18 protein-coding genes, 1 other RNA gene and 1 pseudogene are annotated in these 26619 nt (G+C 59.7%); 16 read left to right on the plus strand and 4 right to left on the minus strand.

Annotated features, from left to right (window positions below):
• Both ABHR76_RS06005 and ffs read left to right on the plus strand, forming a co-directional pair.
• A partial coding sequence (locus ABHR76_RS06005) for a hypothetical protein (RefSeq protein WP_346977063.1) occupies positions 1-234 on the plus strand: 234 nt, incomplete at its 5' end.
• A gap of 79 nt (positions 235-313) precedes the next feature.
• An RNA gene (gene ffs, locus ABHR76_RS06010) (signal recognition particle sRNA small type) lies at positions 314-409 on the plus strand.
• Positions 410-758: 349 nt separating this feature from the next.
• On the opposite strand, the gene ABHR76_RS06015 is transcribed toward ffs, so the two are convergent.
• Together ABHR76_RS06015 and ABHR76_RS06020 are read right to left on the minus strand one after the other, a co-directional pair.
• Positions 759-1808 carry a hypothetical protein gene (locus ABHR76_RS06015; protein ID WP_346977064.1) on the minus strand — a complete coding sequence of 350 codons (1050 nt, stop codon included), beginning with the start codon at positions 1806-1808 and terminating at the stop codon, positions 759-761.
• 300 nt (positions 1809-2108) lie between these two features.
• Positions 2109-3176 carry a hypothetical protein gene (locus ABHR76_RS06020; protein WP_346977065.1) on the minus strand — a complete coding sequence of 356 codons (1068 nt, stop codon included), beginning with the start codon at positions 3174-3176 and terminating at the stop codon, positions 2109-2111.
• Positions 3177-3388: 212 nt separating this feature from the next.
• Between ABHR76_RS06020 and ABHR76_RS06025 the strand changes: the two genes are divergently transcribed.
• The 9 genes from ABHR76_RS06025 (at position 3389) to ABHR76_RS06065 (ending at position 17242) form a co-directional block, all read left to right on the plus strand.
• Complete coding sequence (locus ABHR76_RS06025) at positions 3389-5245, plus strand: ABC transporter ATP-binding protein (RefSeq protein WP_195625379.1); 1857 nt, start codon at positions 3389-3391, stop codon at positions 5243-5245.
• A complete protein-coding gene (locus ABHR76_RS06030; RefSeq protein ID WP_195568816.1) occupies positions 5246-7105 on the plus strand; it encodes an ABC transporter ATP-binding protein in 1860 nt (619 codons plus the stop codon).
• A 127-nt stretch (positions 7106-7232) separates the two neighbouring features.
• Positions 7233-7784 carry a flavodoxin family protein BilS gene (gene bilS / locus ABHR76_RS06035; RefSeq protein WP_099432355.1) on the plus strand — a complete coding sequence of 184 codons (552 nt, stop codon included), beginning with the start codon at positions 7233-7235 and terminating at the stop codon, positions 7782-7784.
• Between the two features lie 490 nt (positions 7785-8274).
• A complete protein-coding gene (locus ABHR76_RS06040; protein ID WP_346977066.1) occupies positions 8275-8952 on the plus strand; it encodes a signal peptidase I in 678 nt (225 codons plus the stop codon).
• Positions 8953-9023: 71 nt separating this feature from the next.
• The gene (locus tag ABHR76_RS06045) at positions 9024-9746 is read left to right on the plus strand and encodes a SipW-dependent-type signal peptide-containing protein (protein ID WP_195624998.1); all 723 of its coding nucleotides are present in this window, start codon (positions 9024-9026) and stop codon (positions 9744-9746) included.
• Between the two features lie 89 nt (positions 9747-9835).
• Positions 9836-10483 (plus strand): hypothetical protein, encoded by a 648-nt coding sequence (locus tag ABHR76_RS06050; RefSeq protein ID WP_346977067.1) that lies wholly within the window; start codon positions 9836-9838, stop codon positions 10481-10483.
• Positions 10484-10486: 3 nt separating this feature from the next.
• On the plus strand, positions 10487-15970 hold the full coding sequence (locus ABHR76_RS06055) for a hypothetical protein (RefSeq protein WP_138113537.1): 5484 nt from the start codon (positions 10487-10489) through the stop codon (positions 15968-15970).
• Position 15971: 1 nt separating this feature from the next.
• Entirely contained in the window at positions 15972-16541 is a 570-nt protein-coding gene (locus tag ABHR76_RS06060; RefSeq protein ID WP_138113535.1) for a hypothetical protein, read from the plus strand.
• Positions 16542-16543: 2 nt separating this feature from the next.
• Complete coding sequence (locus tag ABHR76_RS06065) at positions 16544-17242, plus strand: hypothetical protein (protein WP_138113533.1); 699 nt, start codon at positions 16544-16546, stop codon at positions 17240-17242.
• A 301-nt stretch (positions 17243-17543) separates the two neighbouring features.
• Here the strand turns inward: ABHR76_RS06065 and ABHR76_RS06070 are convergent, their stop codons facing one another.
• Positions 17544-19844, minus strand: coding sequence for an LTA synthase family protein (locus ABHR76_RS06070; protein ID WP_346977068.1), 2301 nt, complete (start codon positions 19842-19844; stop codon positions 17544-17546).
• Positions 19845-20057: 213 nt separating this feature from the next.
• Here ABHR76_RS06070 and ABHR76_RS06075 point away from each other — a divergent pair, with 213 nt between their 5' ends.
• From ABHR76_RS06075 to ABHR76_RS06095, 5 genes are all read left to right on the plus strand, one after another.
• A complete protein-coding gene (locus ABHR76_RS06075) occupies positions 20058-20933 on the plus strand; it encodes a nitroreductase family protein (RefSeq protein WP_329739082.1) in 876 nt (291 codons plus the stop codon).
• 158 nt (positions 20934-21091) lie between these two features.
• Complete coding sequence (locus ABHR76_RS06080; protein WP_329739081.1) at positions 21092-23119, plus strand: KUP/HAK/KT family potassium transporter; 2028 nt, start codon at positions 21092-21094, stop codon at positions 23117-23119.
• A gap of 31 nt (positions 23120-23150) precedes the next feature.
• Positions 23151-23375, plus strand: coding sequence for a hypothetical protein (locus ABHR76_RS06085; protein WP_329739080.1), 225 nt, complete (start codon positions 23151-23153; stop codon positions 23373-23375).
• Between the two features lie 113 nt (positions 23376-23488).
• Complete coding sequence (locus tag ABHR76_RS06090) at positions 23489-25114, plus strand: sensor histidine kinase (RefSeq protein ID WP_329739079.1); 1626 nt, start codon at positions 23489-23491, stop codon at positions 25112-25114.
• Positions 25115-25118: 4 nt separating this feature from the next.
• Positions 25119-25832 carry a response regulator gene (locus ABHR76_RS06095; RefSeq protein ID WP_346977069.1) on the plus strand — a complete coding sequence of 238 codons (714 nt, stop codon included), beginning with the start codon at positions 25119-25121 and terminating at the stop codon, positions 25830-25832.
• 183 nt (positions 25833-26015) lie between these two features.
• Here the strand turns inward: ABHR76_RS06095 and ABHR76_RS06100 are convergent.
• Positions 26016-26619, minus strand: a pseudogene (locus tag ABHR76_RS06100) (class I SAM-dependent methyltransferase); the annotation flags it as partial.

The following is a 26619-nucleotide window of genomic DNA, read 5'->3' on the forward strand; positions in this document are numbered from 1 at the left end:
GCGACGCGGAAATCGCGCGCCGTTGCCGCGCCCCGCAGTGCCCGCTTCCCCCGAGAACAATTATCAGTGCAGGTAGAAAGCTTGCCGATTTTCGAAAAGCCGGCTATGGTTGACCCCTGCGGCCTAAACGTAGTAGATGGGCCCTTTCTGTGGTGCGGCACCAAGCCGGTCATTTTGGGATCGGACTATTTTGACTACTCATTGGCTGCTCTGGCAATCGGGCTGCAAAAGTAGTCAAAAAAGCTCCGTCCCAAATTAGCTACCTTGCTCTGGCGGGCGGGAGCAGGTAAGATATACCGAGCGCCTAGCGCGTTCGATGGGTTCGGATGACGACATGTTCCGAATCTGGTCAGGTCCGGAAGGAAGCAGCCATAAGGAGCCTCTGTCGGGCATCCGAATCCATCGAGCGCACGGGCGTTTTTTGGTGCCGCGACATGGCCCGGCCGGCGGCGAGGTATTTGGTGTCTCGCTGGTCCTCGGCTTCGCCTGCGGGATCGCTCGACTACCAAACACCTCGCCGCCGGTCGGGCCCCGTCGTCCAAAAATCACCCGTAAAGGCGCGTTTATCTAATTAAATCTATCCCTTGTGGAATGCGGCTTGCTGGTGTTGTCTGGGCATTGAAGGCTATGTGGTTCAAGAGGCGGCGGTGCTGTTGTTTGAATTTTTGCAGTTAAAGAGGTCCGTTTCCCTAGGTGGGGAAACGGACCTCTTTTTGTCTCTGGGCTTGCGGATTGGCGAAGACAATAACCGCTGGCAGCTATTTTGAGTTCTTGATGCGGCGTGTGGCAGTGGCGGTTATTCCGAGGCCTGCGGCGGCGACTGCTACGAGTGCGATTGCGCTCGGTGCTGTGTCGCCCGTGTTTGCGAGCTTGCCGGCGGTCGTATTTGCTTGCTTGCCGCTGCTCGAGTTCGCCTGCTTGGTGGAGCTTGGTAGGGCGTCTTTGCCGGTTGCAGGTGAGGCAACGGGCGGTGTCGCCTCGGCGGGTTGCGTTGAGCCGGAGGGGGGCGTCGTCTCGGTCGGTTTCGTTATCTCGGGCGAGGTGGCCTTGTCTGCCGCGGCTTTCGCCTCTTCGTATGCTTTGCAGGCGTCATCATAGGCCGCTTGCGCCTTTTCCAAATCGCCGAGGAGCGCATTTCGCTTGGCTATGTCCTCGTCGATGTGGGCTTTAGCTTCCTCTGCCTCACTTTCGAAATGCTGAACCTGTTTTTCCTGGCTTTCGAGTCGGCGTTGGTAGGAGTGAAGATCATCTTCATAAGATTTTTCTCGCCTTTCTGCCGCCATGATCTCACTGCGCAACTGCTTAATATGCTCCTTAATAGCTGTGCTGGGCTCCTCGTCGCCGAGTGCTTCAAGTGCCTTATCTAATTCTGCCTGAAGGCCGCTTGTCCGGTTGTGGGCCTCATCGTATTTGGCTTGGGCTGCATCGACGTTCGCTTGCATGGCGGGAAGGGGTTCCCTCCGTTTGGCGGCTTCCGTCACCACCATGTCGTAGATCTCTTGAAAAGCGGCAATGTCATCATCGATTTCCGCAAGTTTCTCGGGACTTGCGGCGTCTTTTGCGGCCTCGAGGTTTTTGAGCGCTTCCTGCATGGCTGCATACGCTTTTTCTTTTGCGGCGGCCGCGTCTTCTGTCTGCGGGGCGCCCGAATTGCCGCTGGTGGCGCTCGTCTGCGAAACGGCCGCACCGGTGGGGGAACTGGTTTCTGCCGCGATCGCCGTTGCGGGGGCGATTCCCGCGACAAGTGCCGCGGAAAGGGCGATGCCCACAGTTGCTCGTCTTGCTCTTCTTGCGAGAATGTCGTTCATCTCGGCACCTCATTTCAAGGGTCGGCGACTAACTTGGTAGCACTAATGTAAGTATATCAGGCGGTTTGCCCGCCATTGATCGGGCGTGCGCGTATGCCCCTTGATTAACAGCCATTAAATCTATCCCTTAAGGAACGCGGCTTGCTGGTGTTGTCTGGGCATTGATGGCTGCGTGGTTCAAGAGACGGCGGCATTACCATTTGTTTTTTCAAGTAAAGAGGTCCGTTTCCCTGGGTTGGGGAAACGGGCCTCTTTTTGTCTCTGGGCTTGTGAATTGGCGGAGACAATAACCGTTGGCAGCTATTTTGAGTTCCTGATGCGGCGTGTGGCTGTGGCGGTTATTCCGAGGCCTGCGGCGGCGACTGCTGCGAGTGCGATTGCGCTCGGCGCTGTGTCGCCCGTGTTCGCGAGCTTGCCGGCGGTCGTATTTGCTTGCTTGCCGCTGCTCGAGTTCGCCTGCTTGGTGGAGCTTGGTAGGGCGTCTTTGCCGGTTGCAGGTGAGGCAACGGGCGGTGTCGCCTCGGCGGGTTGCGTTGAGCCGGAGGGAGGCGTCGTCTCGGTCGGTTGCGTTATCTCGGGCGAGGTGGCCTTGTCTGCCGCGGCCTTTGCCTCTTCGTATGCCTTGCAGGCGTCGTCATAGGCTATTTGCGCTCTTTTCAAATCGCCGAGGAGCGCATCCCGCCAGGCTATGAACTGGTCGGTATGGGCTTTATACTTCTCTGCAGCACGTTCACAGTCATTAACTTGTCTTTCCTGCCTTTCGAGGCGGCCCTTGACCTCGCGGAGCTCCATTTCGCAAAAGTCAACTCGCGCTTTTGCCGTTACGATCTCTTGGCGCAACTGCTTTATTTGCTGTTTAACAGTTTCGATAAGCTCCTCGTCGCCGAGCGCTTCGAGTGCCTTAAGCACCTCAAGTTTCTTGTCTAATTCTGCTTGGAGCTCGCTTACCCGGTTGATGGCCCCGTCGTATTTGGCTTGGGCTGCATCGATGTCCGCTTGCATGGTGGGAAGGAGTTCCCTCTCTTCGACGGCTTGCGCCGCCATCTTGTCGCGGAGCTCTTGAAAACGGGCAATGTCATCATTGAATCTCGCAATTTTCTCGGGACTTGCGGCGTCTTTTGCGGCCTCGAGGTTTTTGAGCGCTTCCTGCATGGCTGCATACGCTTTTTCTTTTGCGGCGGCCGCGTCTTCTGTCTGCGGGGCGCCCGAATTGCCGTTGGCGGCGCTCGTCTGCGAAACGGCCGCACCGGTGGGGGAACTGGTTTCTGCCGCGATCGCCGTTACGGGGGCGATTCCCGCGACAAGTGCCGCGGAAAGGGCGATGCCCACAGTTGCTCGTCTTGCTCTTCTTGCGAGAATGTCGTTCATCTCGGCACCTCATTTCAAGGGTCGGCGACTAACTTGGTAGCACTAATGTAAGTATACCAAGCGGTCGACCCGACACTGGCTGGGCATGCGCACCTCTCCGCTTCTTTGGAAACCGAACCCCATTAGAAATGACGAGTTGTTTACGCTTCTTTGGGGCGACAGTACTATCATGATTCGAATTGAGTGTGAATGATGATAGGGAGCGCCTATACATGATTGAGCTGCTCAGGCGTTTTGGTGGTAAGTTTCGCCGATATATGGTGATTGGCCCTGCGTGTAAGTTGATCGAAGTGATTTTTGACCTGCTGACGCCGCTGGTGATTGCCCAGATGATCGATAAGGGCATCGGCGCACACGATGTCAACGCCGTCGTCCGTTACGGCGCGGTGCTCGCCGCCATGGCTGTGATCGGCATCTCGTTTACGCTCGTCTGCCAAAAGATGGCGGCGCTCACCTCGCAGGGCATGGGCACCGATATCCGTGGTGCGCTCTACCAGCACATCAACAAGCTGAGCTATGCCGAGCTCGATCGCTTTGGCACGCCGTCGCTTATCACCCGCATCACCAACGACGTCAACCAGGTGCAACTTGCCGTGGCGCTGGGCGTGCGCATGCTTATCCGCTGGCCCTTCCTGGCGGTGGGCTCCATGTGCGCGGCCCTTGCCATCGACCTTAAGCTCGGCATCATCTTTTTGATCTGCACGCCCGCCATCGGCCTGGTGTTTTGGTTTGTCATGGCGCACTGTATCCCGTACTACAAGCAGCTGCAGGCAAAGCTTGACCGCATCGCGCTTATCTGCCGCGAGGGCCTTTCGGGCGCCCGCGTGGTTCGCGCCTTCGTGCGCGAGGACCATGAGCGCGAGCGCTTTGCCCAAGCCGCCGATGACCAGGCCAATACTGCCATCGCGGTGGGCAAGCTCTCGTCGATTCTCAACCCCGTCACGTTTCTTGTGATGAACCTGGGCGTGTGCGCCATCCTGTGGGTCGGCGGCATCCAGGTCAACGTGGGCGAGCTCACGCAGGGTCAGGTCATGGCGTTCGTCAACTACATGACGCAGACCCTCACCTCCATCGTGTATGTCGCCAACCTGGTCGTGGTCTTTACCAAGTCGAGCGCCAGCGCGTCGCGTATCAACGAGGTGCTCAATTGCGTGCCGAGCATTACCGATGAGGGCAACCAGCCGGTCGCACTGCCCGAGCCGGGCGAACTGGCGGGTGGCGCTGTTCCGGTCCCTGCGTTGAGCTTTGACCATGCGAGCTTTTCGTTTGGCGTGGGCGCGGCAAATGCCGTGAGCGATGTGACGCTGGAGCTGCCGCTGGGCAAAACGCTCGGCATTATCGGCGGCACGGGCAGCGGCAAGTCTACGCTCGTCTCGCTTATCCCGCGCCTGTACGATGCGGGCACCGGCAGCGTGAGCGTGATGGGTGCCGACGTGCGCACTTGGCCGCTCGACCAGCTGCGCCATGTGGTCGCGACCGTCCCGCAGCGCACGTCGCTGGTGAGCGGCACCATTCGCAGCAACCTGACCTGGCGTGACGAGTCGGCGACCGACGATGAGCTCTGGGCGGCGCTCGATATGGCGCAGGCGAGCGAGTTCGTGCGCAACAAGCCGCAGGGGCTCGACGCCCCGGTCGAGGCGGGCGGCAAGAACTTCAGTGGCGGTCAGCGCCAGCGCTTGACCATCGCGCGCGCCCTGGTGGGCTCGCCACAGGTCCTGATCATGGACGACTCCGCCTCGGCGCTCGACTTTAAGACCGACGCGGCGCTTCGCCGTGCCATTCGCGAGCGCAGCATGCGCGGTGCCGCCGAGGGCGGGCTGCCGCTCACGACGGTTATTGTGAGCCAGCGCGTCTCGACCGTGCGCGACGCCGATATGATCTGCGTACTCGACCACGGCTCGGTTGCGGGCCTGGGCACGCATGACGAGCTGTATGCAAGCTGCCAGCTCTATCGCGAGATTTGCCAGTCGCAGCTTCGCCGCGAGGAACTCGAGGGCCAGCAGGGGAGTGCGGCGCCCGCGTCCGCCCCAACCGTCCCCGCATCCGCCTGCGCAAAGGAGGGCTGCTAGATGAATCCGTATACTTCTTCCGGTTCGGTCGCCACGATGACGGCCAACGTGTCCGGTAACGATAACCTCAACGACCTGGGCGACGGTCCGCGCCAGCCCGGCGATCCCGAGCGCTATCCCGTGGGTGCGGTGACCCGCCGCCTGCTGGGCTATGTTCGCCCGCACCGCATTTCGTTTGTAGCGTCGTTTGTGAGTGCCGCCATCTCCGTGATTCTGCAGCTCTACACGCCCATCCTCATTGGCGAGGGCATCGACCTTATCGTCGCCGCCGGACAGGTGGACTTCGATGCGCTGCTGCCGCTTGTCACCAAGCTCGCGATTGTCGTCGTAGGTGCTGCGGCCTTTCAGTGGCTGCAGGGCTATTGCGTCAACCGCCTGTCCTACGAAACGGTGCGCGACATGCGCGTGGAGGCGAGCGACAAGCTCAGCCGCATGCCGCTCAGCTTTATCGACGGCCATGCCCACGGCGACCTCATGAGTCGCGTGGTCAACGACGTCGATCAGGTGGGCGACGGTCTGCTGCAGGGCTTTACACAGCTCTTCACCGGTGTTATTACCATCGTGGGTACGCTCGCGTTTATGCTTTCCATCAACCTGACCATGACGCTCGTGGTGGTACTCGTCACGCCGCTTTCCATTTTTGGAGCCGGTGCTATCGCCAAGCTTTCCAACAAAAGCTTTACGGCACAGCAGCGTATTCAAGGGCAGCTCGGTGGTCATATCGAGGAGTACGTAGGCGAGCAGAAACTTGTCGACGCCTTTGCCTATGGTCCCAACGCTCAGCAGCGCTTCGATGCCCTCAACGCCGAGCTCTATGCGGCAGGTGAGCGCGCGCAGTTTATGGGTTCGCTCTCCAACCCCGGCACGCGCTTTATCAACAACATCATCTATGCCGTGGTGGCCGTGATTGGCTGCGTGGGCGTGATCACGGGCGTGCCCGCGGCACTCACGGTGGGCGGCGTGCAGATCTTCCTGTCCTACGCCAACCAGTACACCAAGCCGTTCAACGAGGTCACCAACGTCATTACGCAGATCCAGACCGCGTACGCCTCGGCGCGCCGCATGTTTGCGCTGCTCGATGCGCGCGAGCAGGAGCTCGACGCGGAGGATGCCGTGGAACTTGCCGTCCCGCAGGGCGAGGTGACCTTTGAGCATGTGGACTTTAGCTACGTGCCCGACCGCAAGCTGCTGCAGGACATCTGCATCGAGGCCAAGCCCGGCATGCGCTTTGCCCTGGTCGGCCCCACGGGCTGCGGCAAGACAACGCTCATCAACTTGCTGCTGCGGTTTTACGATATCGATGCCGGACGCATCATGGTCGATGGCCGGTCTTCGCGTGACTACACGCGCGCAAGCCTTCGCCGTGCCTTTGGCATGGTGCTGCAGGACACTTGGCTGTTCGAGGGCACGGTGGCCCAGAACATTGCCTACGGCTGTCCCGACGCCACACGCGAGCAGGTTATCGAGGCTGCCAAGCGCGCGCATGCGCACAAGTTTATCGTGCAGCTGCCAGGCGGCTACGATACGGTCATCGGCGAGGACGGCGGCACGTTTAGCCAGGGTCAAAAACAGCTGCTGTGCATCGCGCGCGTCATGCTCACCGACCCGGCGATTTTGCTGCTGGACGAGGCGACCTCGAGTATCGATACGCGTACCGAGCTGCAGGTGCAGGCGGCGTTCGACGAGCTTATGGCCGGCCGCACAAGCTTTGTGGTGGCGCACCGCCTGTCGACGATCCGCAACGCCGACTGCATTCTGGTGATGCGCGACGGCCAGATTATCGAGCGCGGCACGCACGACGAGCTGCTAGCGGCAGGCGGCTTCTACGCCGAACTCTATCGCAGCCAGTTTGCCCAGTGAGCAAGCCCGTGGGGCAAATTAATCAATCGACAGACGGTGGTTTACATCTGTCACGTTAGTACTAAGATATTCATCTAATAAATTGCATTAGTGGCTTTAGTTTTGGGGGATACGAGGCAACGTGACTATGACGTGCTCTTTGGTGGTTAACAGCAAGAGCGGTAATACCAGGATGGTTTCGGGCGCGATCAAGCGCGCTCTGCAGGCTGCGGGTGTTGAGTTTGTCCATGCCGCGGCGTTGAGCGACGATGCGGATGCAGATCAGGTTGCGCTCGAGGCGCAGGGCGCCTGCGCGGCCGACACGGTGCTCGTCGGTTTTTGGTGCGACAAGGGCGCGTGCACGCCTTCGGTCGCGGCGTTGCTCTCCGCCTTGCACGGCAAGCGCGTCTTCCTGTTTGGCACCTGCGGTTTTGGGGCCGACCAGAGCTATTACCAGCAGATTATTGATCGCGTGACTTCCAATTTGGCTGGGGATGCCGAGCTTGCGGGCTGGGCGATGTGCCAGGGCAAGATGGGTCCCGCGGTCAAGCAGCGCTACGAGGCCATGCTCGAGCAAGATCCCGACAACGCCCGATTTAAGATGCTGCTCGACAACTGGGTCGCCGCAAAGGATCACCCCACCAAGGAAGATCTGGACAACATGGCCGCAGCCGCCAAAAAGGCCGTGCTGGGAGAGTAGCTTCGCCGTTCGCGGTCCTTCGTGCAAAGCAATACAAATGTGAAAGCCTCGATATTCTCGAGGCTTTTTTCTTGCCACTTGTGGGCGCAACCGTGGCAAGCGTTTGGGGTGACATTTTCCATCACCCCGATGACGAGGTCGTTCTGGACAACACGCTCGCATGCGTTCGCTGGATGTATTCAGAGTGGGACGGGGTTTCCGGATGGATGGGATTACCAGAAGGTATGGGCTGAGGGCTACGCGGGGTAGCCGTAGAGGCATGAATAAGGGGGTTGAAAATAAACGATACTAAATGCAGTATAAATTTAATGTGGGGGGGGGGGTACGATATCTGAGCTGTACAAAATATTAGACCCTCTATTGAGAAGTTGTGTAGGGGTTAGCCGCAGGCGTTGGATAAAGCAGACAAGTGCGGGGACAAATAACCACTTACGGCAAAAATAGTAGCATTTGGCGGAAAGACGTTGATAAAAACGCGGAAGTAGCTACGGTGATTGTTAGAAATAGATTTCAGATGGGGCTTTTTCGAACTCATCTATTAAACGTCTTAGAAAAGCGGCTAATCCTTGATGGGATCGAATATGGCCTCGATGGGGATGAAATAATCATGTTGGCAGCGCGCGGATTCAGACGATTTATTTCACTTCTTAGTGGCATGGCGCTTGCGCTTGTCATAGCCCTTGCCGTTGTTTCTTTTGCTCCCCGTGCATTTGGTTACATGCCCTTCGCCGTGCTCTCGGGCTCTATGGAACCCGAGCTCCCCGTCGGCTCCATGGTGTTTGTTCACCAGGTTGACCCAACGAATATTGCCGTGGGCGACAGTGCAACTTTTTACCGATCGGACGGCGCTGTGGTGACTCACCAGGTGTACGAGGTCGATCCTGTGGCGCAGACGATCAGCACGCAGGGAATCGCAAACAAAAATGCAGATGGAATCATCATGCACGACGCCGAGCAGACGCCTTTTTCACGCGTGATCGGCGTCGTCTCTTTTTGTGTCCCTTACCTGGGCTTCGTTAATGCATATTGCACGACGATGCCCGGTTTGTTTGTTGTGGTGGCCGTTCTGGCGCTGCTAGTCGCGGTGTCGATTGTGCTCGATCGGATGGTTCCCGACGAGCCTGCGGGCAATCATGCCCGCGCGCATGCGAAGGGGCGGCGTTCATAGCGGCAGGGGAGAGGCGCCGGCAACGGCAAGGGCCGTTGCCGGGGAAGTCGATTTTCGAAAGGAAGAGAACGATGGAAAACAAGAAGAAAAAGCGCTACGGCATCATTGCCGCCTTGCTGCTGCTGGTACTGGCTGCCGGCGTGGGCACCTACGCCTGGCTGTCGGCTACGCAGTCGCTGAAGAACGAATTTACGGTTGGCAGCATCGGCAAGCCCGAAGTGAAGCCCGACCCCGATCAACCGGACAAGCCCGGCACTGATCCCACGAACCCCTCAGTGGATGGTTACCTGTTTGAGACCAAGTGGGTGAAGGACTCCAAGATGATTCCCGACACCAACATCGATAAGAATCCCAACGTCGGTATCGGCAAGGATTCCGATAGCTCCTATGTGTTCGTCTACGTGAAGAACGCCATCGTGAAGGACGGTGAAGGCGCGCTTGCCAAGATCCCGTACTTCACCCTTAACAATGGCTGGAAGCCGGTTGCTACTGACCAGGTGAAGACCAACGGCAACGAAGGCCAGTACGTGAGCGGTCTGTTCATGTATACCGCTGACGGAACCAACGCTCCTGCAAAGCTTACCCCCGCTAATGACAAGGCTGCTTACACCGGCGAGCTGTTCAGCACCGTGCATATCCCGGCTACCATGAACAGCACGGATGTCGTTGAAAATCCTGCTATGACGGTCTCCTGCTACATCTTCGGCGCTGACCAGAAGGGCGACAAGACTGACGCTGCCGCCAACGCTGTCGAGCAGGCCAAGGCTTGGGCTAAGACTCAGGCTCAGGCTTAACCCCTCCCCACCGAGATCCCGGCCCGCTCCCCATCCCCATTTTCGGGTCGGGATCTCGATCCCCCTTTGATCGACGATTGGCGAACGTAATGCTCAACAATCTTTCCGACAATCAGAAACGCACCTTGGCGCTTGCGGCGATGGCGCTGTTGGCCCTGGCGTGCCTGTGCGGCACGCTGGCTTTTACCGTTGATATGGTCCCGGCGAACAACGTCCTATCGTTTGGCAGCGTGAAGGTACGAGTCTGCGAATACACCCTAAACGAGCAGGGCGAGGAGATTCCGTTTGAGGCCAACGAGCACGGGGACTATCCCGACACCAAGGCCGGGGGCTCTGACATCAGCCGCATCGTGCGCGTGGAGAACGCCGGCGCGCAGCCTGAGTACGTTCGCGCTCGTCTGCGCATGACGTCGGTGGCGCCCGACGGTTCGAGTGCGGATGCCTCGGGCAACGTTGCCTTTCACATGAACGCGGGCGAGGGGTCCCCGTGGATCGATGGCGGCGATGGGTGGTACTACTACCGCGGATTGGCCGGATGCGGGGGCGTGCTCGATTCCGGCGCCATGACGGAGAGTCTCATGGATTCGCTGCGCTTCGTGGGCGACTACAACGATGCCGCGCGCGGTGGCTCATTCAGGCTCGATATCGACGTCCAGGCCGTGCAGGCCAAAAACCAGCAGGCAAACGATACCGTCCTCGACGTGCTCGACGCCGCGGGCTGGCCGGAGGCGAACTAGCCCATGGAGATCAAGAACAGAAACCGAGGCGTGCTCGGCAGGCTGGTTGCCGTCGCGGCGATCGCCCTTTGCTGCGTTATGGTGCTGCCGGCGGCAGCGCATGCCGAGGAACAGACCGAATTCCATATCACAAACAGGAACGACTTCTTGGCGTGTGTCGCGCTGTCGCGTCAGCGCGACACATCGCAGTGGCGCGTCTATCTCGATAACGATATCGTTCTTAACGATGATGATATGAACGCCATTGTTGCGGATACGGTCAAGCACCTCTCCTTTGGCAACAAAGAGCATCCCTTTAAGGGCGTCTTTGACGGTCAAAACCATACCGTGAAGGGCCTGAACTACGAGAATAAGGTCTTGGACCCCGAGCGCGACACGGGCTTCTTTGCCGAGACCGACGGCGCCACCATCAAGAACTTCCTTGTCGAGGACGCCAACATCTGGGCGGACTTCCGCGGCGGCATCATCGTGGGCAAGGCCGTCAACACCAGCTTCGAAAACGTCATGGTCATGGAGAGCACCCTGCACGTGACTTGCGCCAACAACATGCTCAACGTGATTACCAACGCGGGCTTTGAGGGAGGCCTGATCGCCGGCGAGCTCGACGGCTGCAGCCTCTACAACTGCGAGGTCCGTGGCGGCCGCGCCGTCAACAACACGACCTCGGGCGTGCAGGCAATCGGTGGCGAGGGCCTGTATATGGCGGCGTTTGCCGGCTACGTCAAGAACTCGACCATCGAGTACTGCCGCGTGACGCCTACGCGCAACGAGGATGGCTCGATTGCCGAGAAGGGCATGACCGACGTCACCAATAAATACGATGTGGCCGTCGGCGCCCTGGGCGGCAACAACGTGTACGCCTCGGGCTTTGTGGGCTGCATGGCGGGCGACGCCAAGATCATCGACTGCTTCTCGACGGCGCAGTGCTACAGCTATGCCGCATCGTACGTGGGCGTTGTCGCCGTGACGCGCGCGTGGACGGGTGGCCTGGCGGGCCGTATTTTGACTGAAAAGGGCAACGAGCTCGTCCGCAGCCACTTTGCGGGCGACCTGAGCTCGCGTCAATACAACCCCATCGCCGTGATCCCCATCATCCAAAACGATGTGAACCTGGGCGGCATTGCTGCGCGCGCCAACAAGGGAGATGCGACGGTCACCGAGTGCTACTTTAAGCCGAGCGTGAGCCTGTCTGGCAATAGCCAGGGCAATCCTGCCAAAAAGAAGATCCCCTCGTTTGGCGGCGACGGTACCACCAAGGGCGACGGCTTTGGCCCGTGGGACGACGGGCGCTACACCACGCGCGAGCTGTGGGAGGAGCACGACTACGACTTCTGTGCCGGCACCATGCGCTCGACCGCTAACGATGAGGCCCTTGGCGGTTCGCATGCCAACGAGTGGGCGATGGATTACAGGCTGAATATCCCCGTGCATGGCCAGAGCGTTAAGGCGACGATTGATTTTCCCGGCGCGGGTACCGCGACAATCGAGAAGACCAAACTTGGCAAAGACCAGGCGACCACGGATCCGTACGCCTTTGCCGTGAGTGCCGTGCTGGCGGGAACTGCCCAGGGCTTGGCCCAGGGCGATACATCGGTGACGTTCAAGCAGGAGACCTCCGCAAAGCCTGAGGGGCTGAGCGAGGCGAACGACGGCTACCGCTTTATGGGCTGGTTCCGCGAGCCCGATGTGCGTGTGAACCGAATCGGACAAGACAACAGCTGGTTTGATGGCAAGACCGATGATGCTGCTGTGAGGGATGGCAAGCGCGTTCAGGACAACACGAAGCACGAGGCGACCTCTATCTACACTGCCGACAACGGCAAGGATCATGCCGAGAGTGAGGGCTTCAAGGGCAATGATCTCTTTATCGCTTCATACGAGGCGCAGGTGCTGTTCTATAACGTTAAGGGCGAGACGCTTGATTGGAAAGACGGCAAGGCACACGATCCGTCCACGGACTGGTACCGCTATGGCGCCGGTTTGACGCCGGCTGCCCCCGCAGATCGCGGCGGCTTGCCGCCTACCGCGACGTTTATTGGATGGACCACGCAGCCGAACGCCGATAAGAGCATGAATGGCGCCTATGCTGCCATTACCTCAGATCAGCTGGCTGATCTGAAAAACAAGGGAGTATTCTATCCCGCGGGCAGCGAGATTGCCGTGGTCGGCCCCACCGATTTCTATCCCGTGTACAGCGACTACGTGTCGAACATCATGACGGTGTTCGAGGGCAATGAGCAGGACAAAATCGACAATGAGACCCTACGTGACGGCGTTGGCAAAACCAAAGTCGACGTCCAGACTGCCGGGGACGGCACCAGCGTCTACACGGTACAGGTGCGCGACACGGACGGTACGCCCCTGTCCGAGGGCGGCAAGCTGCCCGATGGGTATCGCTTCCTGGGCTGGTACGAAAACAAGCAGGCCGCCGATGGGTCCACGGTTGAGGTCCGCGTAAGCCGTGACCCAGGCTATACACTCCCTGCCGATGTCGATCTAACCGTGCCGCACACCTATACGGCGCGCTTTGAGTACCGCGTGGATTATTACGTCTGCGCGTACGCGAACGATGAATACACGAATTCGGAACTCCTTTGCTCTGTATGGAACGAGTACAAAACACCGTTTAACGAGCAGGTCGGCACAAGCTATGTTCGAGAGAACGTGGTTCACTGGGGTTCCGAGCACGTTAATCATGGCGACAAGGATGCCTATAAGGGCGAATGCGCAGAGGGATACTACGACAGCAATACGCTAATCGTGGCCCCCATGAGCGCATATTCGCATAACGTGAGAAACGATACGGGGGCGGATACCCTAAAGAATGTCCTTGTGGATACAGATTTCCCGGGTTCTGGAACGTTTGACGAGGAAAAGGTTATTAATGCGTTGCAGTACACGTTTAAGCCATCTAGCGATCGTTATAGCTTGAAGTTTTGGACGCTTGAGAGAATCGGCGGTCGATGGACATATCTCAATACTCCTGAAAAGAAGGATACCGTAAAGGCTTCAATCAATTTCACTTCGAAATATCGCATGCGTGCGATGGTGACGACGCGCGTCGATTTTTATAAGAAAGATGGCACGGTCTGCAAGGAAACGACACGTCGCTACGAGAGTAATTTGCTCCAAAAGAAGAGTGGCGAAGAGGATCCTCATTACACGTACAAGTATCCATTCATCTATACGAATGATACGGTTGATAAGAATTCCGGCGGGGACAGCGACACAATTGAAAATCCAGATCTGACCCTCGAGTCCTCTCCGACTGATGCTGACATGGCCGTGCTGGGCTATAAGTTCCTGGGCTGGATTTCGACCGCCGAGGTCAAGAAGGATTCTGCCGTCTGGAAATATATCTATGATGTCGCCAACGACCCCTATGTGACGAGCAATTCGGAGAAGGCGGCGCCATACTTGGCGACGGATGACTCCAAGGTCACCCAGTGCCAGGATGCCTATCCCGTCTACGCAAAGTACGACGTCAACTACACCACCAACCTGCACCGCGCAGGTTTTGATGGCACGGACAAGGTTAATGTGCCTAGGTACGACATCGCTCCCGTTATCAACGCGGGCACCGACCCTGCTACGGCAACGGTGACCCCTGACGTTGCGACGCCGGTTTATAAAGCGGGCGGTAAGCTGTATGAGTTGCAGAAGGTTGAGATTGAGCTTCCGAATGGCGAAGTTAAAAAGCTCGAACCTAACGGCGATAACTCGTATTCCTATCAGGTGGAACCCGGCGGGGCCTATACATTTGTGGCGTACTATTCGCCGTTGGCGGTCGTGTACCATCTCAATGCCAAAGATGTGGATGGCAAAGTTGCTCAGAAAGGCGATATGCTCGGCAACCTTGATGGCGGCATCCCGAAGCCCACTTATGACGTCAGCACTATCGATGCGGATACAGGAGGTGCGTTCAACGTCTTCGTGGGCTGGACGGAAGCCCAGCCGGCACCTGGCAAGGGCTATGTCGCTTGGTCTGAGGGTATCCGTATGGTGAGTGCTTCTACCGTGGTCAAGGCCCCCATGGAGCTGTACCCGGTCTACCGTCCCAGCCTGGTTACCGTTCAATCGAACATCGACTCAAATCTCGCGAATCCTGCTCTTGTCCGCGGTCTCGGCCGTACTGATTCCGGCGACCAGATTTCTCTTGAGGTCAAGGCTGTCAAGGAGGTTGTGGGCATTGACGGCACCAAGTACGACTTTGTCGGCTGGTCGCGCGACTATGAATCCGATGGCAAATACACCCTGATGACCGATGACGAGAAGTATCCCCTCGAGGGCAGTGAGCCCTTTGAGAGCGTGACCTACACCGCGGTGTACAAGATCGCGCCGCATAAGGTGCGCTATCACGGTGTCGACGGGTCGGTCATCTTTACGGCGACGGTCGACTCGGACGACGAGCGAGCGACGGGCGCGGGTTTCGTTCATGACGTCGATGTTCCCAAGATGGATGAGGGTGGCAACCCGGTCTTTGATGACAAGGGCGATCCCGTGATGGAACAAAAGTCCGTCGCGTATGACCCGGACGCTTATTCCAAGATCGTTGCGCAGCTCGATGAGCGGGCGGCGACCAGCGGTGACGTGCGCGAACTCTTCCTGGAGTGGCGATATGTGGGTGTCGATGGCACTGCGAAGTCTTGGAATGGGTTTAAGGGCGAGCCGATCACGGGAGACATGGATCTGTATCCCGTGACGTATCGCGTGACCGCCAACGACACGTCCGATGCTGCGAACCCCGTAGCCATGACCGCGAAGCTCAAGTGGCTGCTCGATCCCACTGCTGCCAATACGGTCGATGACAATGCCGATAAGGCGCCGTTTAAGGTTTGCTTTGCCGAGCCGTTTATGGGAACGCAGTTGACTGTCACGGTTAAGCAGGCGAGCTATGGCCCCAATGCATCCGTGACGGAGGAGCCCGTAAACGGCAAGCTTGTCTCGCTCTACAGCCTGGGCTCGGGTAATGGTTCGTTCGACTTGGCCAACCGCCTGGATTCCAAGACGACGGGCGAAGGGGAGCAAGGCGACGGCAATGCTGTGTTCAACTTTGACCAGACTCATGCGCTGACGGTCGTTAAAAAGACTACCGATGCCAGCGCCATGGGACAAACGTTCCGCTTTAAGGTGACACGCAAGGCGTCGGAGGATTCTCCTGCCGAGACGCGCATGGTCGAGGTAAAGGTCGATGGGACGCAGCAAGAAAACGGCAAGACCTGGTATGTCGGCAGCGTGCAATTTGCCGCGTCGACGGGCATCTATACCGTCGAGGAAGATACGGCTTGGGCATGGCGCTACGAGGGTGAACTGAGCACGCCGGGCAAGGCGCCCGGTAAATCTGCCGAGCTGACCATCTCGTCCGCCTCGAGCGCGGGCGACACCGTGGTGACGTGCGTCAACACGCGCGCGAAGGACAAATGGGTCGATGGTGGCTCGCGTGCCAAGAATGTTTGGGAAAACGGCACGCTGAGGAGGGAGGACTAGGATGACTAAGCGCAAGCGGATCGTCGCCCTCCTTGTCGGCGTTCTCCTTTTGGCCGGCGCTGCCGGCACCTTTGCGTGGCTTTCGGTTACGGGCGTGCTGGTCAACGAGTTTGGCTTTGGCTCGGTGTCGCCTTCAGTGGACGAGACGCTCAAGGACAACGTGAAAAGGGATGTCTCGGTTAAAAACACGGGATCGGCTCCGGCATACCTGCGTGTTGCGGTGGATATCTACTGGCAGGATCAGGATGGCGCGCGCCTGTGGGATGAGCCGGTTGCCGACGCCGACTACACCATTGAGTGGGGCGATAAAGGCGATGCCGCTGCCGCTAACAGCCCTTCATCTTGGGTTCTTGCGAGCGACGGGTTCTACTACTGGACGTCTCCTGTTGCGCCGCTCGGCAAGACGGACGTGCTCATCAAGAGCGTGACCGAGCGGAAGGCAGCTGGTAAGAACCTGGTCGTCGACATTTCGACCCAGGCAATTCAATCCACGCCCGACGATGCGGTTACAGAGGCATGGGGTTGCACGGTCAAGGATGGCGTGCTGGTGCCGCCGCATGGAGGTGCGTAAGTATGGCGTTCCCGATTCGCAAAGGCGTTGCGCGCTCCTTGCGTTGCGTGGTCGCGGCCATTCTCTGCGTGGTCGCGCTCGCCGTTCCCGCCCGTGCGTTCGCCGATACTCCCGCGATTGCGTATGACGGAAATGCGCGCCAGCTGACGGTCTCGGGGGCGACGATGTCCTCGGGGGAGCCCGACCTGTTTCCAGCTTTTAAAGATCTAATGCCGGGCGATGAGCGCGAGCAGCAGATCGAGATTCGCGCCACAGGCGTAAAGTCCCAGGTGCGCGTATTTGTGCGCGCCGTTGTCGATCACGAGACGACACACCTGCTGTCGCCCATCACATTAACGGCAGCGGTCAGCGATGCGTCCGCAGACTGGCTCCAGGCAGGAACGCCGGGCAGCGTGTTCGCCCACCCTACGCAGGTCGCAACGTTTACGAGCGATGGCAGCACAGTGCTCAATTTGCAACTAAGTGTCCCGACGTCGGTAGGCAATGAGCTTGCCGACGCAAACAAGACCATTCGCTGGGAAATCACTGCCGAGGACGATGGCGAAACAATTCCTGCGCAGCCCGCTGGCCCCAAAAAGCCCGGCCTGTTTGGCCTGGCTGCGACGGGCGACAACTCGCTCGCTCTGCTTTTGACGCTGCTAACGCTAGCGATTATCGCTTTTATGGTCGCGCTGTTCTTGTCTCAAAGGAATAAGCGCTAGGTCCATCTTCTAAATGCAACGCCCTCCCGGGTGGCGGGCACGAAGTTCCCTGCTCTACAGTCCTGCGCAAGTTGAAGGCCACAAGACGTGGCCTTCAACTTATATATGTTCAGCAGATGTCCCCATGACAAGCCGCGCTTCAACACCGAGGCGTCTGCCCGGCGACGCGGAATGTAAGGTTCATCGCGAGTTCCGCACGAGCCGGAGAGCACTTAATGTGCTCTCCGTGCGAGCAGGACTGTCCGAGCAGGGAACCTTACGTTCCGTGCCGCCGGGCAGACGAACCAGTTAAGACGCGCCGCTACTTGATCTTGGTTGTACCCGGTGCCAAGTTGGGGTCGGTCTCGTTGGCCTCGGTCTGGAAGTGCTCGGTATACACGTTCTTGCCGTCGCGGAACATCTCGTAGTACTGCATCTTGGCGTAATCCTCGCGCGCCTTGGTGGCAGCCGCGGCCTCGGCGTCGTCACCAGTGACGTTGGAGGAGAGCGCCCAGCGCAGGCTGGCGTCCTCGTAGCCCACCGAGTTGATGGCGGGCAGCGACTCGCGCAGCGTCATATGCGCCTTCTGGTAGTCGGTCAGCGGTGCGCCGATCAGTTGCATCAGCTGGGTGGACAGGTAGTTGGTGGACAGGTCATCGACCTCGCTCGTCTGGTCGCAGCCGGCAACGTCGTAATTGGCCCAGATGATGTAGTCGGTCTGCCACAGACGTTCCTGGTGCGTGGCATCGTCTTCGCCGGTAAACCACTTATCGTTGAACTTGGACGGGAAGAACGGCTGATGGTCGCCCCAGAACACCACGACCACCTTGCGATCGAGCTTGCTCAGGGCGTTGAGGAAGTAACGCAGCGCCTGGTCGGACTGCTCGATGCACGAGACATACTCGTCGACATCGGAGAGCGTACCGTCCTCGACGGTCTTGGCGTCCAGGTCGGTCGTGTCGATGTTCAGGTGCATTTGCTTGTCGACCGGCAGCAGGCCCGTGTCGTAGCCCGAGTGGTTCTGCATGGTCACGTCGAAGATAAACTGCGGATCGGCGTTCTGGTTGAGTAGCTCAAGAATCTTGTCGTAGGTAGCCTGGTCGGTCACCATGCCGCGCAGGGTGTCGGCTCCCTGGAAATCGTTGATGGACAGGAACTGGTCAAAGCCAAAGTCCTTGTAGACGTTCTCGCGGTTCCAGTTGGTCGCGTGGTTGGGGTGCATGGCTGTGGTGGAATAGCCGAGCGATTTGAACTGCTCTGCCAGGTTCCCGGTCGTCTCCATGTTGTAGATGGTGTAGGGGTACACGCCCGAGCCCAGGTTGGCCATGGAGTTGCCGGTCATAAACTCAAACTCGGTATTGGCGGTACCGCCGCCGTAGGCGCTCACGTAGAGCTTGCCGCGGCTGAGGCAGTTGGACAGGTTCTTAAAGTACTGCGGGCCCTCGTAGCCGGCGCGCATCTCCTGATAGATCGAAAGATCCGAGAAGGTCTCGTTCATGATGGCGATGACCGTGGGCTTCTCGCTGTCGAATTGCTCCTGGGCGGCGGCGCGCTCGTCGCTCTTAGCCGCGTCGGACTTGTCGTAGGCCTTGGCGTACTTTTTGAGCGTGGCCCTGGCATCGTCGACGGAGTAGTCGGCGGGTTTGGGCGGCTTGATGGACTGCGCCGCACTAATAAAGGCGGGCAGGTAGCCCTCGCGCCAGTAGCTCTCGAGCGGGCGCCAGGTGTAGACGGTGATGCCGAGGGTGTTGTAGTAGTCGATGAGCGTGACATGCGCGGTTACGCCGCCCAGGCACAGCACTGCCACGAGCAGGTTGGTGAGCAGCATGCGCTTGGCGTTGGCGGCACCCTTCTGACGGTGCGGTGCCACCAGGCCGGCGTACTCGCACAGCAGCATGGCGATGGCGGTAAAGCCCATGGACAGCACACAGAACAGCGAGATCGAGAAGGTGTAGCCGGTGCCGGCGACCGCGGCGGCGGTGGAGATGGCCGAAAGGTCGCCCGGCTGGATGGGCATGGATTTAAACGTGATGACGAAGAACTCGGCAATGCCCAGGATAAAGAGGGCGAAGGCCAGGACGGCCGGAGCTGCGCCGTGGCGCTGGAACAGGAAGAACAAGCCGGTCATGAGCACGGTGATGATGGCCCACTCGAGCAGGATGCACAGGGGGTAGACCCAGGTAAAGTCGTGGTTGGACGAGACCTCCATGCCCAGCAGCGCAAAGACGCCGGCGAGCAGCAGGCACAGGACGGCGGCGACGAGTGGTTTGCCCACAAAGGCGCCGCGCAGGCGGGCGAGCTTGCCGGTGGGGGCGGGGGCGTCGGGCTTGGCGAACGCAAAGACGCGCGGGGCGATGCGATCGCGGGCGATGCTGGCCCAGGCGCATCCGGTGAGGATGGCGTTGGTCAGGATGAGCATCACAAAGGCGAGCGGCTCGTTTTGGGCGACGAGGCCAATGGCGCCCCAAATAGTCAAAAAGACCTGGAACAGGCCGAAGACGACGCTCCACCCAAGAGCGCTTTTGGCAACGGTGCCCGACTGAGCGCGAATGGCCTTGGCCTCGCGCAAGACAAGGTAGACGGTCGCCGCAAGACCGACGAGCGAGATGGCGGCAGCGAACATGCTGAGACTCCTCACAAACTAAAACGTACGAAAGCGGGGGTTTACCCGATTGTTACCAAGATATGCGCTGCAATTGGTGGCTGCGCACAACAACCAGCCATATTAACGCGCACGTGTGGCGGTGTGGCGCAATGTAGTGGCGACCTGCGCGATAATGGACGGGAATTACACGGAAACGTAAAGGCTTCTTAAAGAATTGGCGAGGATAGAGCTATGGGTGAGCAGGTTTGTATGACGGGCGTCGAGTGCTGCGGCGGAGCTGAGGGCGTGGATACGAACGGCTACCCGGTCGAGACCACGGGCAATGCGGTGCTGGACATTTTGGAGCATCGCTCGTCTACGCGTGCCTTCGCGCGCGATGACGACGACCGTCCCGTGGCGGTGACCGACGAGCAGCGTGCGGCGATTCTGCATGCGGCGAGCCGCGCGCCGTCGGCGGGTGCCATGATGATGTATTCCATCGTGAGCATTCGTGAGCAGGCTACGCTCGACCGCCTGGCCGACCTGTGCGACCACCAGCCCATGATCGCTAAGGCGCCCTGGGCACTAATATTTGTGGTCGATTATGCCAAGTGGATCGATCTGTTTGAGCACGTGGGCTGCTTTGAGCCAGAGTTTGTAGAGCGTACGGGCAAGTCGCCCCGTCGTGCACCGGGTCTGGGCGACTTTGCCATTGCGGCGCAGGACGCCGTGATCGCCGCGCAAAACGCCGTGGTTGCCGCCGAGGCCCTGGGGCTGGGGAGCTGCTATATCGGTGATATCGTCGAGAATGCCGAGGAAGTTGCCGAGCTGCTCGATCTGCCGCCCTATACCATGCCGCTGTCGATGCTCATCATCGGCACGCCCCGTAAGGAGCGTCCGGCCATTGCGCATCCCGTGGTGAACCTGGTGCACGAGGAGCGCTACTGCCGCGCCGATGCCGCGACTATGGATGCTCAGGTGGCCGAGATGGATGCGATGTTCCGTCCGCATGCCCGCGAGGTGGGCGAGCGCGTGGTGGATATCTACACCCGCAAACACACCAGTCCCTTTATGGCCGAGATGAGTCGCTCCATGGAGTGGTGGTTCAAAAACTGGCTCGGAAAATGACGAATGTGACAAGGGAACAGTCCCTTTGTCACATTCCATATCGCCGCGGTAGCCTAAAGACTGTATAAATCTTTATCTAGCTGGGAAAACAGTGCATTAAAACATGGGCCGATTACCTATAATCCCCTCGAACGTTAAAGTTGGGAGGAAACCGGCTTATGGAACAAAAGGCCAAGGAGGCAGCCTCGCACGCTGCGATTCCTGTGAGCATCTCGGCGATGCTCGTCACGCTGGGCGTGGTGTATGGCGATATCGGCACCAGCCCCATGTATGTAACCAAGGCACTCGTTGCCGGCAACGGCGGCATCGGAAGCGTCACGGAGGAGTTCGTGCTCGGCGCGCTCTCGCTCGTCGTATGGACGGTCACGCTGCTGACGACCGTCAAGTACGTGCTCATCTCGCTGCGCGCCGACAACCACGGCGAGGGTGGCATCTTTGCTCTGTACAGCTTGGTTAAGCGCTGCGGCAAATGGCTCATCATCCCCGCCATGCTGGGCGGCGCGGCACTGCTCGCCGATGGCATCCTCACGCCCGCCGTTACCGTGACTACGGCTATCGAGGGCCTGCGCACCATTCCGGCAGTCCATGCTGTGTTGGGCGACGATCAGGGCCGCGTCGTGGCCATCACACTTGCCATCATCATTGTGCTCTTCTTGGTGCAGCGCATCGGCACGGCCAAGATCGGCCGTGCCTTTGGCCCCATCATGACGCTGTGGTTTCTGTTCCTGGGCGGTACGGGTCTGTTCTTTGTCTTCCAGCACCCCGCGGTGCTGCTGTGCCTCAACCCGCTGCGCGGCATCGGCTTTTTGTTGAGCCCCAACAACCATGCAGGCATCATGATTCTGGGCAGCTGCTTCCTTGCCACCACCGGTGCCGAGGCGCTCTATTCCGACATGGGCCACGTGGGCCGCGGCAACATCTACGCAACCTGGCCGTTCGTTAAGTGCTGCCTGCTGCTGTCCTATATGGGGCAGGGCGCTTGGCTTATGAACAACGCTGCCAACCCCGAGCTCATGGGCATTGCCGACCTCAACCCGTTCTACCAGATGCTCGCCCCGGGCCTGCGCCCGTTTGCCGTCGGCCTTTCCACCGTCGCGGCCATCATTGCCTCGCAGGCGCTCATCACCGGCGCATTCTCGCTGGTGTCTGAGGCCAGCCGCCTGGACCTCATGCCGCACATGCAGGTTTTCTATCCTGCCGAGACCAAGGGCCAGCTCTATATTCCCATGGTCAACAACGTCATGCTTGTGGGCTGCGTCATCGTGGTGCTGCTGTTCCAGAGCTCGGCGCACATGGAGGCCGCTTACGGCTTGGCGATCACCCTGACCATGATGTGCACGACGCTGCTGCTCTTCTTCTACTTGCATGTCGATCGCGGCCTTAAGGTCGCCCCGTATATCTTCGTTGCGTTCTTCCTTATGCTCGAGGGCTTCTTCTTTGTGAGTTCGCTCACCAAGTTCTTCCACGGCGGCTACTTCACCATCCTCATGGCTGCACTCATCATGGGCATTATGGTGTGCTGGTACAACGGCACGGCGGTCGAGCAGCGCCAGTTTACGCTGCTGCCGCTGCGCAGCTACCTGCCGCAGCTCAAGCGCCTGCGCGACGACGACCGTTACGAGCGCATGAGCGACAACGTCGTGTACCTGACCAAGGACACCCATACCGACTACATCGACCGCGATATCGTCTATTCGATCTTGGACAAGCATCCCAAGCGCGCCCGCGCCTGGTGGTTTGTGAATGTCGAGACCATGGACGAACCGCACACCTTTGCCTATTCGGTCGAGACGTTCGGCACCGACTACGTGTTCCGCGTGCATCTGTACCTGGGCTACAAGATCAACCAGCGCGTTAATGCCTACCTGCGTCAGGTTGTTCAGGACCTGGCTGCCACCGGCGAGCTGCCGCCGCAGACGCATGACTACTCGGTCTACAAGGATCCGGGTAACATCGGCACGTTCAAGTTCATCCTGATTCGTAAGCTTCTGGCGCCCGAAAGCGATGTGGAGCCGAGCGAGCGTACGGCCATCACGCTCAAGTACATCATCCGCCGCGCCGCCGGCACGCCTGCACGCTGGTATGGCCTGGAGAACTCCAACGTGAGCTTTGAGTACGTGCCGCTGTTCACCAAGTTCAAGGCCGTGAACAAGATGCATCGCCTGGCCCCCAACGAGCGCCCGTAGGCGCCGACAGGTTGCATGGAGTTGGTTTTCGATGGACAAGGTTGAGACCGGGGAGGCAAACATGGATGCAAAGATGCTTGATGGCCACGAGGTGGTTGCCGAGATGGTGCGTGAGGCACGCGCCGACGCCGCCGAAGATCGGTTTTTGACGAACCGTGCCAACATGGACATGGCCGATCGCGTAATTTCGATCGTGGCACTGGTATTTGGAGCGGTGTGCGTGTGTGCCCTGCTCGCGCACGTGCTGTTTGTCTAGCGACTGCCGGTCGTAGAAGGCTTTACACTTGGAACCACCACAAGGGAAACCACCACAAAGGTGCCTGTCCCCTTTGTGGTGGTTTTTGTTTATGAGAGAGGGGCGGGGCGCTGATGGACGTCCGTACGGACGGCGATATTGCCGATAGCTTTTGGTGGCGGCGCACAACGCTGACGCGCCGCACTCCTCTGTATGACGCCTGCGTATCGGCGGGGCTGCTGGTCGCGGCGACGATTGTGGGCGCGCTGCTCGACCATCCGGGTCTCGCGCCGAGCATCATGATCGTCTATGTGCTTGCCGTGCAGCTGTGTGCCTTTTTCACCTGGAGCCGCCTGTATTGCCTGTTGAGTGCGGCTGCCGCCGCGGCGCTCTACAACTTCTTGTTTGTCGATCCGCGCTACTCGCTGTCGTTTATCGACCGCGCCTATCCCGGCATGTTCTTCATCATGTTTGTGGTCTCGCTTGTGTCGAGCTCGATTGCGTTGGCCCTGCGCCGCGCCTTGGCACAGGCTGCCGCCAGCGACCGTCGCACGCATATGGTGCTCGAGACCAACCGCATGCTGCAGCGGTGCGCCGATCAGCAGCAGATTGTCCATGCCATGGCAACGCAGCTGGCGCGTCTTTCGGGCTGTCCGGTCGTATGGTACAGCGCCGATGCCGACGATGATGACCTGCTGCCGCGTGCGACATACACGGCCGTGGGCGATGCCGCGCCGGTGCACGAGCTGGCGCCGCAGATGCCGCCGCGTCTCTCGGCGTCCGCCTATGTGGGAATGCCGCTCGACGCCACTTATGGCGGCTCGGCGTTTTATGGCATCTACCTGACGGTTCGCACGGGTGACGGCTTCGTGCGCTCGGGCGACCCTGCCTCGGTGGTGGGCGTGCTGGCTATCGTTGCCGAGCCCGACGTGCTGACGCACGAGGAGCGGACACTTGCCGATGCCATCGTGAGCGAAGGCGAGCTGGCACTCGATCGCGCCCGCGCCATGGAGGCCCGCGAGGAGGCGGCGGTGCTTGCCAAAAATGAGCAGCTGCGCGCCAACCTGCTGCGCTCCATCTCGCACGACCTGCGCACGCCGCTCACCAGTATTTCGGGCAATGCCGATGTGCTGCTCGACCAGGGCTCGACCGGCACCGCCGTGCTCGACGCCCAGACGCGCCGCGGCCTGCTCCTGTCCATTCGCTCGGATGCGCAATGGCTCAACGTCACCGTCGAGAACCTGCTCGCCATCACCAAGCTCGAGGGCGGCGGCATGCGACTGTCGACCACGCTCGAGCTCATGGACGATATCGTCGAGGAGGCGCTGCGCCACGTGAACCCTGCCGTGCGCGAGCACGACCTTAAGGTGGTGGCGTGCGATGAGCCGGCGCTCGTCAACGTCGATGCGCGCCTGATGGTGCAGCTGGTGGTCAATCTGGTGAACAACGCCATCACCTATACGCCCGCAGGCTCGCATATCATGATTTCGATTGGCGTCGACGATGGACGCGTGGCGTGCTCGGTGGCCGATGATGGTCCGGGCATCGCACCCGAGGACCGCGAGCGGATTTTTGAGTCGTTCTATACCGCCAACCATGGTCTGGCCGACAGCCACCGCAGCGTGGGCTTGGGTCTTTCACTCTGCCGTTCCATTGCGTTGGCGCATGGCGGTAGCATAGAGGTTGCCGCGGCGGACCCGCACGGTTCGGTCTTTACGATTGAACTTCCCGCCGCCGACGTTTCGTTTGATAAGGAGTAGCGCCGTGTCGAACTCTGCCGTAAAACCGCTCATCTTGGTCGTTGAGGACGACCCAGCTGTTCGCAACCTTATCGTTGCTGCGCTCGAGGCGCACGGCTTGCGCCATATGGCCGTGGAGACCGCCCATGCCGCCATCGCCGCCGCCTCGTCGCAGGCGCCGAGCATTGTGCTGCTCGATCTGGGCCTGCCCGATATGGACGGCGTCAAGGTGGTGGAGTCGGTGCGCGCATGGTCGGGCATGCCGATTATCGTGGTCTCGGCGCGCAGCGAGGATGCGGACAAAATCCGCGCGCTCGATGCCGGTGCCGACGACTATCTGACCAAGCCGTTTTCGGTTGAGGAACTGCTCGCGCGCATTCGCACGACGCTCAGGCGCCTTTCGTATGCGCAGACGGGCGGCGTTGTCTCCGAGGGCTCGTTCGATACCGGTGAGCTGCATATCGATTTTGATGCCGGCATCGCCACGATGGATGGCGAGGAGCTGCACCTGACGCCGATCGAGTACAAGTTGCTCTGCTTGCTGGCGCATAACGCCGACAAGGTACTGACGCACCAGTTTATCCTGCACGAGATTTGGGGCACGGCAACTAAGAGCGACCTGGCGAGCCTGCGCGTCTTTATGGGCACGCTGCGCAAGAAGATCGAGTCCGACCCCGCGCATCCGCGCTATATCCAAACACACGTGGGTATCGGCTATCGCCTGGTCACCCAAGGCTAGATCGCCAACCACCATCCCATTATGAGTTGCGGTGAAATACGGTCTAAATTTGCCTAATTCCAGGCAAAACAGTCCGTATTCCACCGCAACTTTGTCTATTTGCCCTTGGGCTTGCTGGCGTAGAACTTCTTCTTTTTGGGCTTGCCTGAGCAGGCAGGCTTGTCGTCGCAGTGCGGTCCTCGGTCACCGGTCTGCGCGCGCGGGCGCCGTTGCGCGAGGCTTGCGCGCCTCGGGGTTGCGCAGCTCCTCGGTTCGCTCGGCAATCTCCTCGGCGCTAAAGCCGACCTCGGCCATGGCGTCCTCGATGGGCAGGCGGCGCACGATGTAGCAATGGTGCACCTTCTGGTTGCGCGCGAAATCCTCGGGGATGGTCTGCGCCGTAATGTCCTCCAGCACGACGCCCGCGCGTGCGAGCTTGCGCGTCTCGGGGCGGAAGCCGCGCAGGTTGCAGCTAAAGATGGCATGTCCGCCCTGTGCGAGCAGGCGCGATACACCGGCCAAAAGCTCAACGTGGTCGCGCTGAACATCCCAGGTGCGGCGGCCCATCTTGGACGAGTTCGAAAACGTGGGCGGATCGACAAAGATCAGGTCCCAGCGGTTGCGCGTCTGGCGCTGATCGCGAATCCAGGCGAGCACGTCGTCGCGCACAAAATGATGCTGCGGACCCACAAAGCCGTTCTGGCGCATATTGCGCTCGGCCCAGTCCAGGTAGGTGTTGGAAAGGTCGACCGTCACAGTTTCCTCGACGCCGCCGTCTGCCGCATAGCAGGTGGCGGTGCCGGTGTAG

The organism is Collinsella aerofaciens, from assembly GCF_039752985.1.
In the GTDB taxonomy this organism is placed as follows: Bacteria; Actinomycetota; Coriobacteriia; order Coriobacteriales; family Coriobacteriaceae; genus Collinsella; species Collinsella aerofaciens_BT.

What these genes read in the sequence shown, in the direction of transcription:
- bilS (WP_099432355.1), top strand. Translation starts at nt 7,233, where the DNA reads ATGACGTGCTCTTTGGTGGTTAACAGCAAGAGCGGTAATACCAGGATG.
- ABHR76_RS06085 (WP_329739080.1), top strand. Translation starts at nt 23,151, where the DNA reads ATGGACAAGGTTGAGACCGGGGAGGCAAACATGGATGCAAAGATGCTT.
- ABHR76_RS06045 (WP_195624998.1), top strand. Translation starts at nt 9,024, where the DNA reads ATGGAAAACAAGAAGAAAAAGCGCTACGGCATCATTGCCGCCTTGCTG.
- ABHR76_RS06060 (WP_138113535.1), top strand. Translation starts at nt 15,972, where the DNA reads ATGACTAAGCGCAAGCGGATCGTCGCCCTCCTTGTCGGCGTTCTCCTT.
- ABHR76_RS06055 (WP_138113537.1), top strand. Translation starts at nt 10,487, where the DNA reads ATGGAGATCAAGAACAGAAACCGAGGCGTGCTCGGCAGGCTGGTTGCC.
- ABHR76_RS06015 (WP_346977064.1), bottom strand. Translation starts at nt 1,808, where the DNA reads ATGAACGACATTCTCGCAAGAAGAGCAAGACGAGCAACTGTGGGCATC.
- ABHR76_RS06030 (WP_195568816.1), top strand. Translation starts at nt 5,246, where the DNA reads ATGAATCCGTATACTTCTTCCGGTTCGGTCGCCACGATGACGGCCAAC.
- ABHR76_RS06090 (WP_329739079.1), top strand. Translation starts at nt 23,489, where the DNA reads ATGGACGTCCGTACGGACGGCGATATTGCCGATAGCTTTTGGTGGCGG.
- ABHR76_RS06075 (WP_329739082.1), top strand. Translation starts at nt 20,058, where the DNA reads ATGGGTGAGCAGGTTTGTATGACGGGCGTCGAGTGCTGCGGCGGAGCT.
- ABHR76_RS06020 (WP_346977065.1), bottom strand. Translation starts at nt 3,176, where the DNA reads ATGAACGACATTCTCGCAAGAAGAGCAAGACGAGCAACTGTGGGCATC.
- ABHR76_RS06065 (WP_138113533.1), top strand. Translation starts at nt 16,544, where the DNA reads ATGGCGTTCCCGATTCGCAAAGGCGTTGCGCGCTCCTTGCGTTGCGTG.
- ABHR76_RS06070 (WP_346977068.1), bottom strand. Translation starts at nt 19,844, where the DNA reads ATGTTCGCTGCCGCCATCTCGCTCGTCGGTCTTGCGGCGACCGTCTAC.
- ABHR76_RS06080 (WP_329739081.1), top strand. Translation starts at nt 21,092, where the DNA reads ATGGAACAAAAGGCCAAGGAGGCAGCCTCGCACGCTGCGATTCCTGTG.
- ABHR76_RS06025 (WP_195625379.1), top strand. Translation starts at nt 3,389, where the DNA reads ATGATTGAGCTGCTCAGGCGTTTTGGTGGTAAGTTTCGCCGATATATG.
- ABHR76_RS06050 (WP_346977067.1), top strand. Translation starts at nt 9,836, where the DNA reads ATGCTCAACAATCTTTCCGACAATCAGAAACGCACCTTGGCGCTTGCG.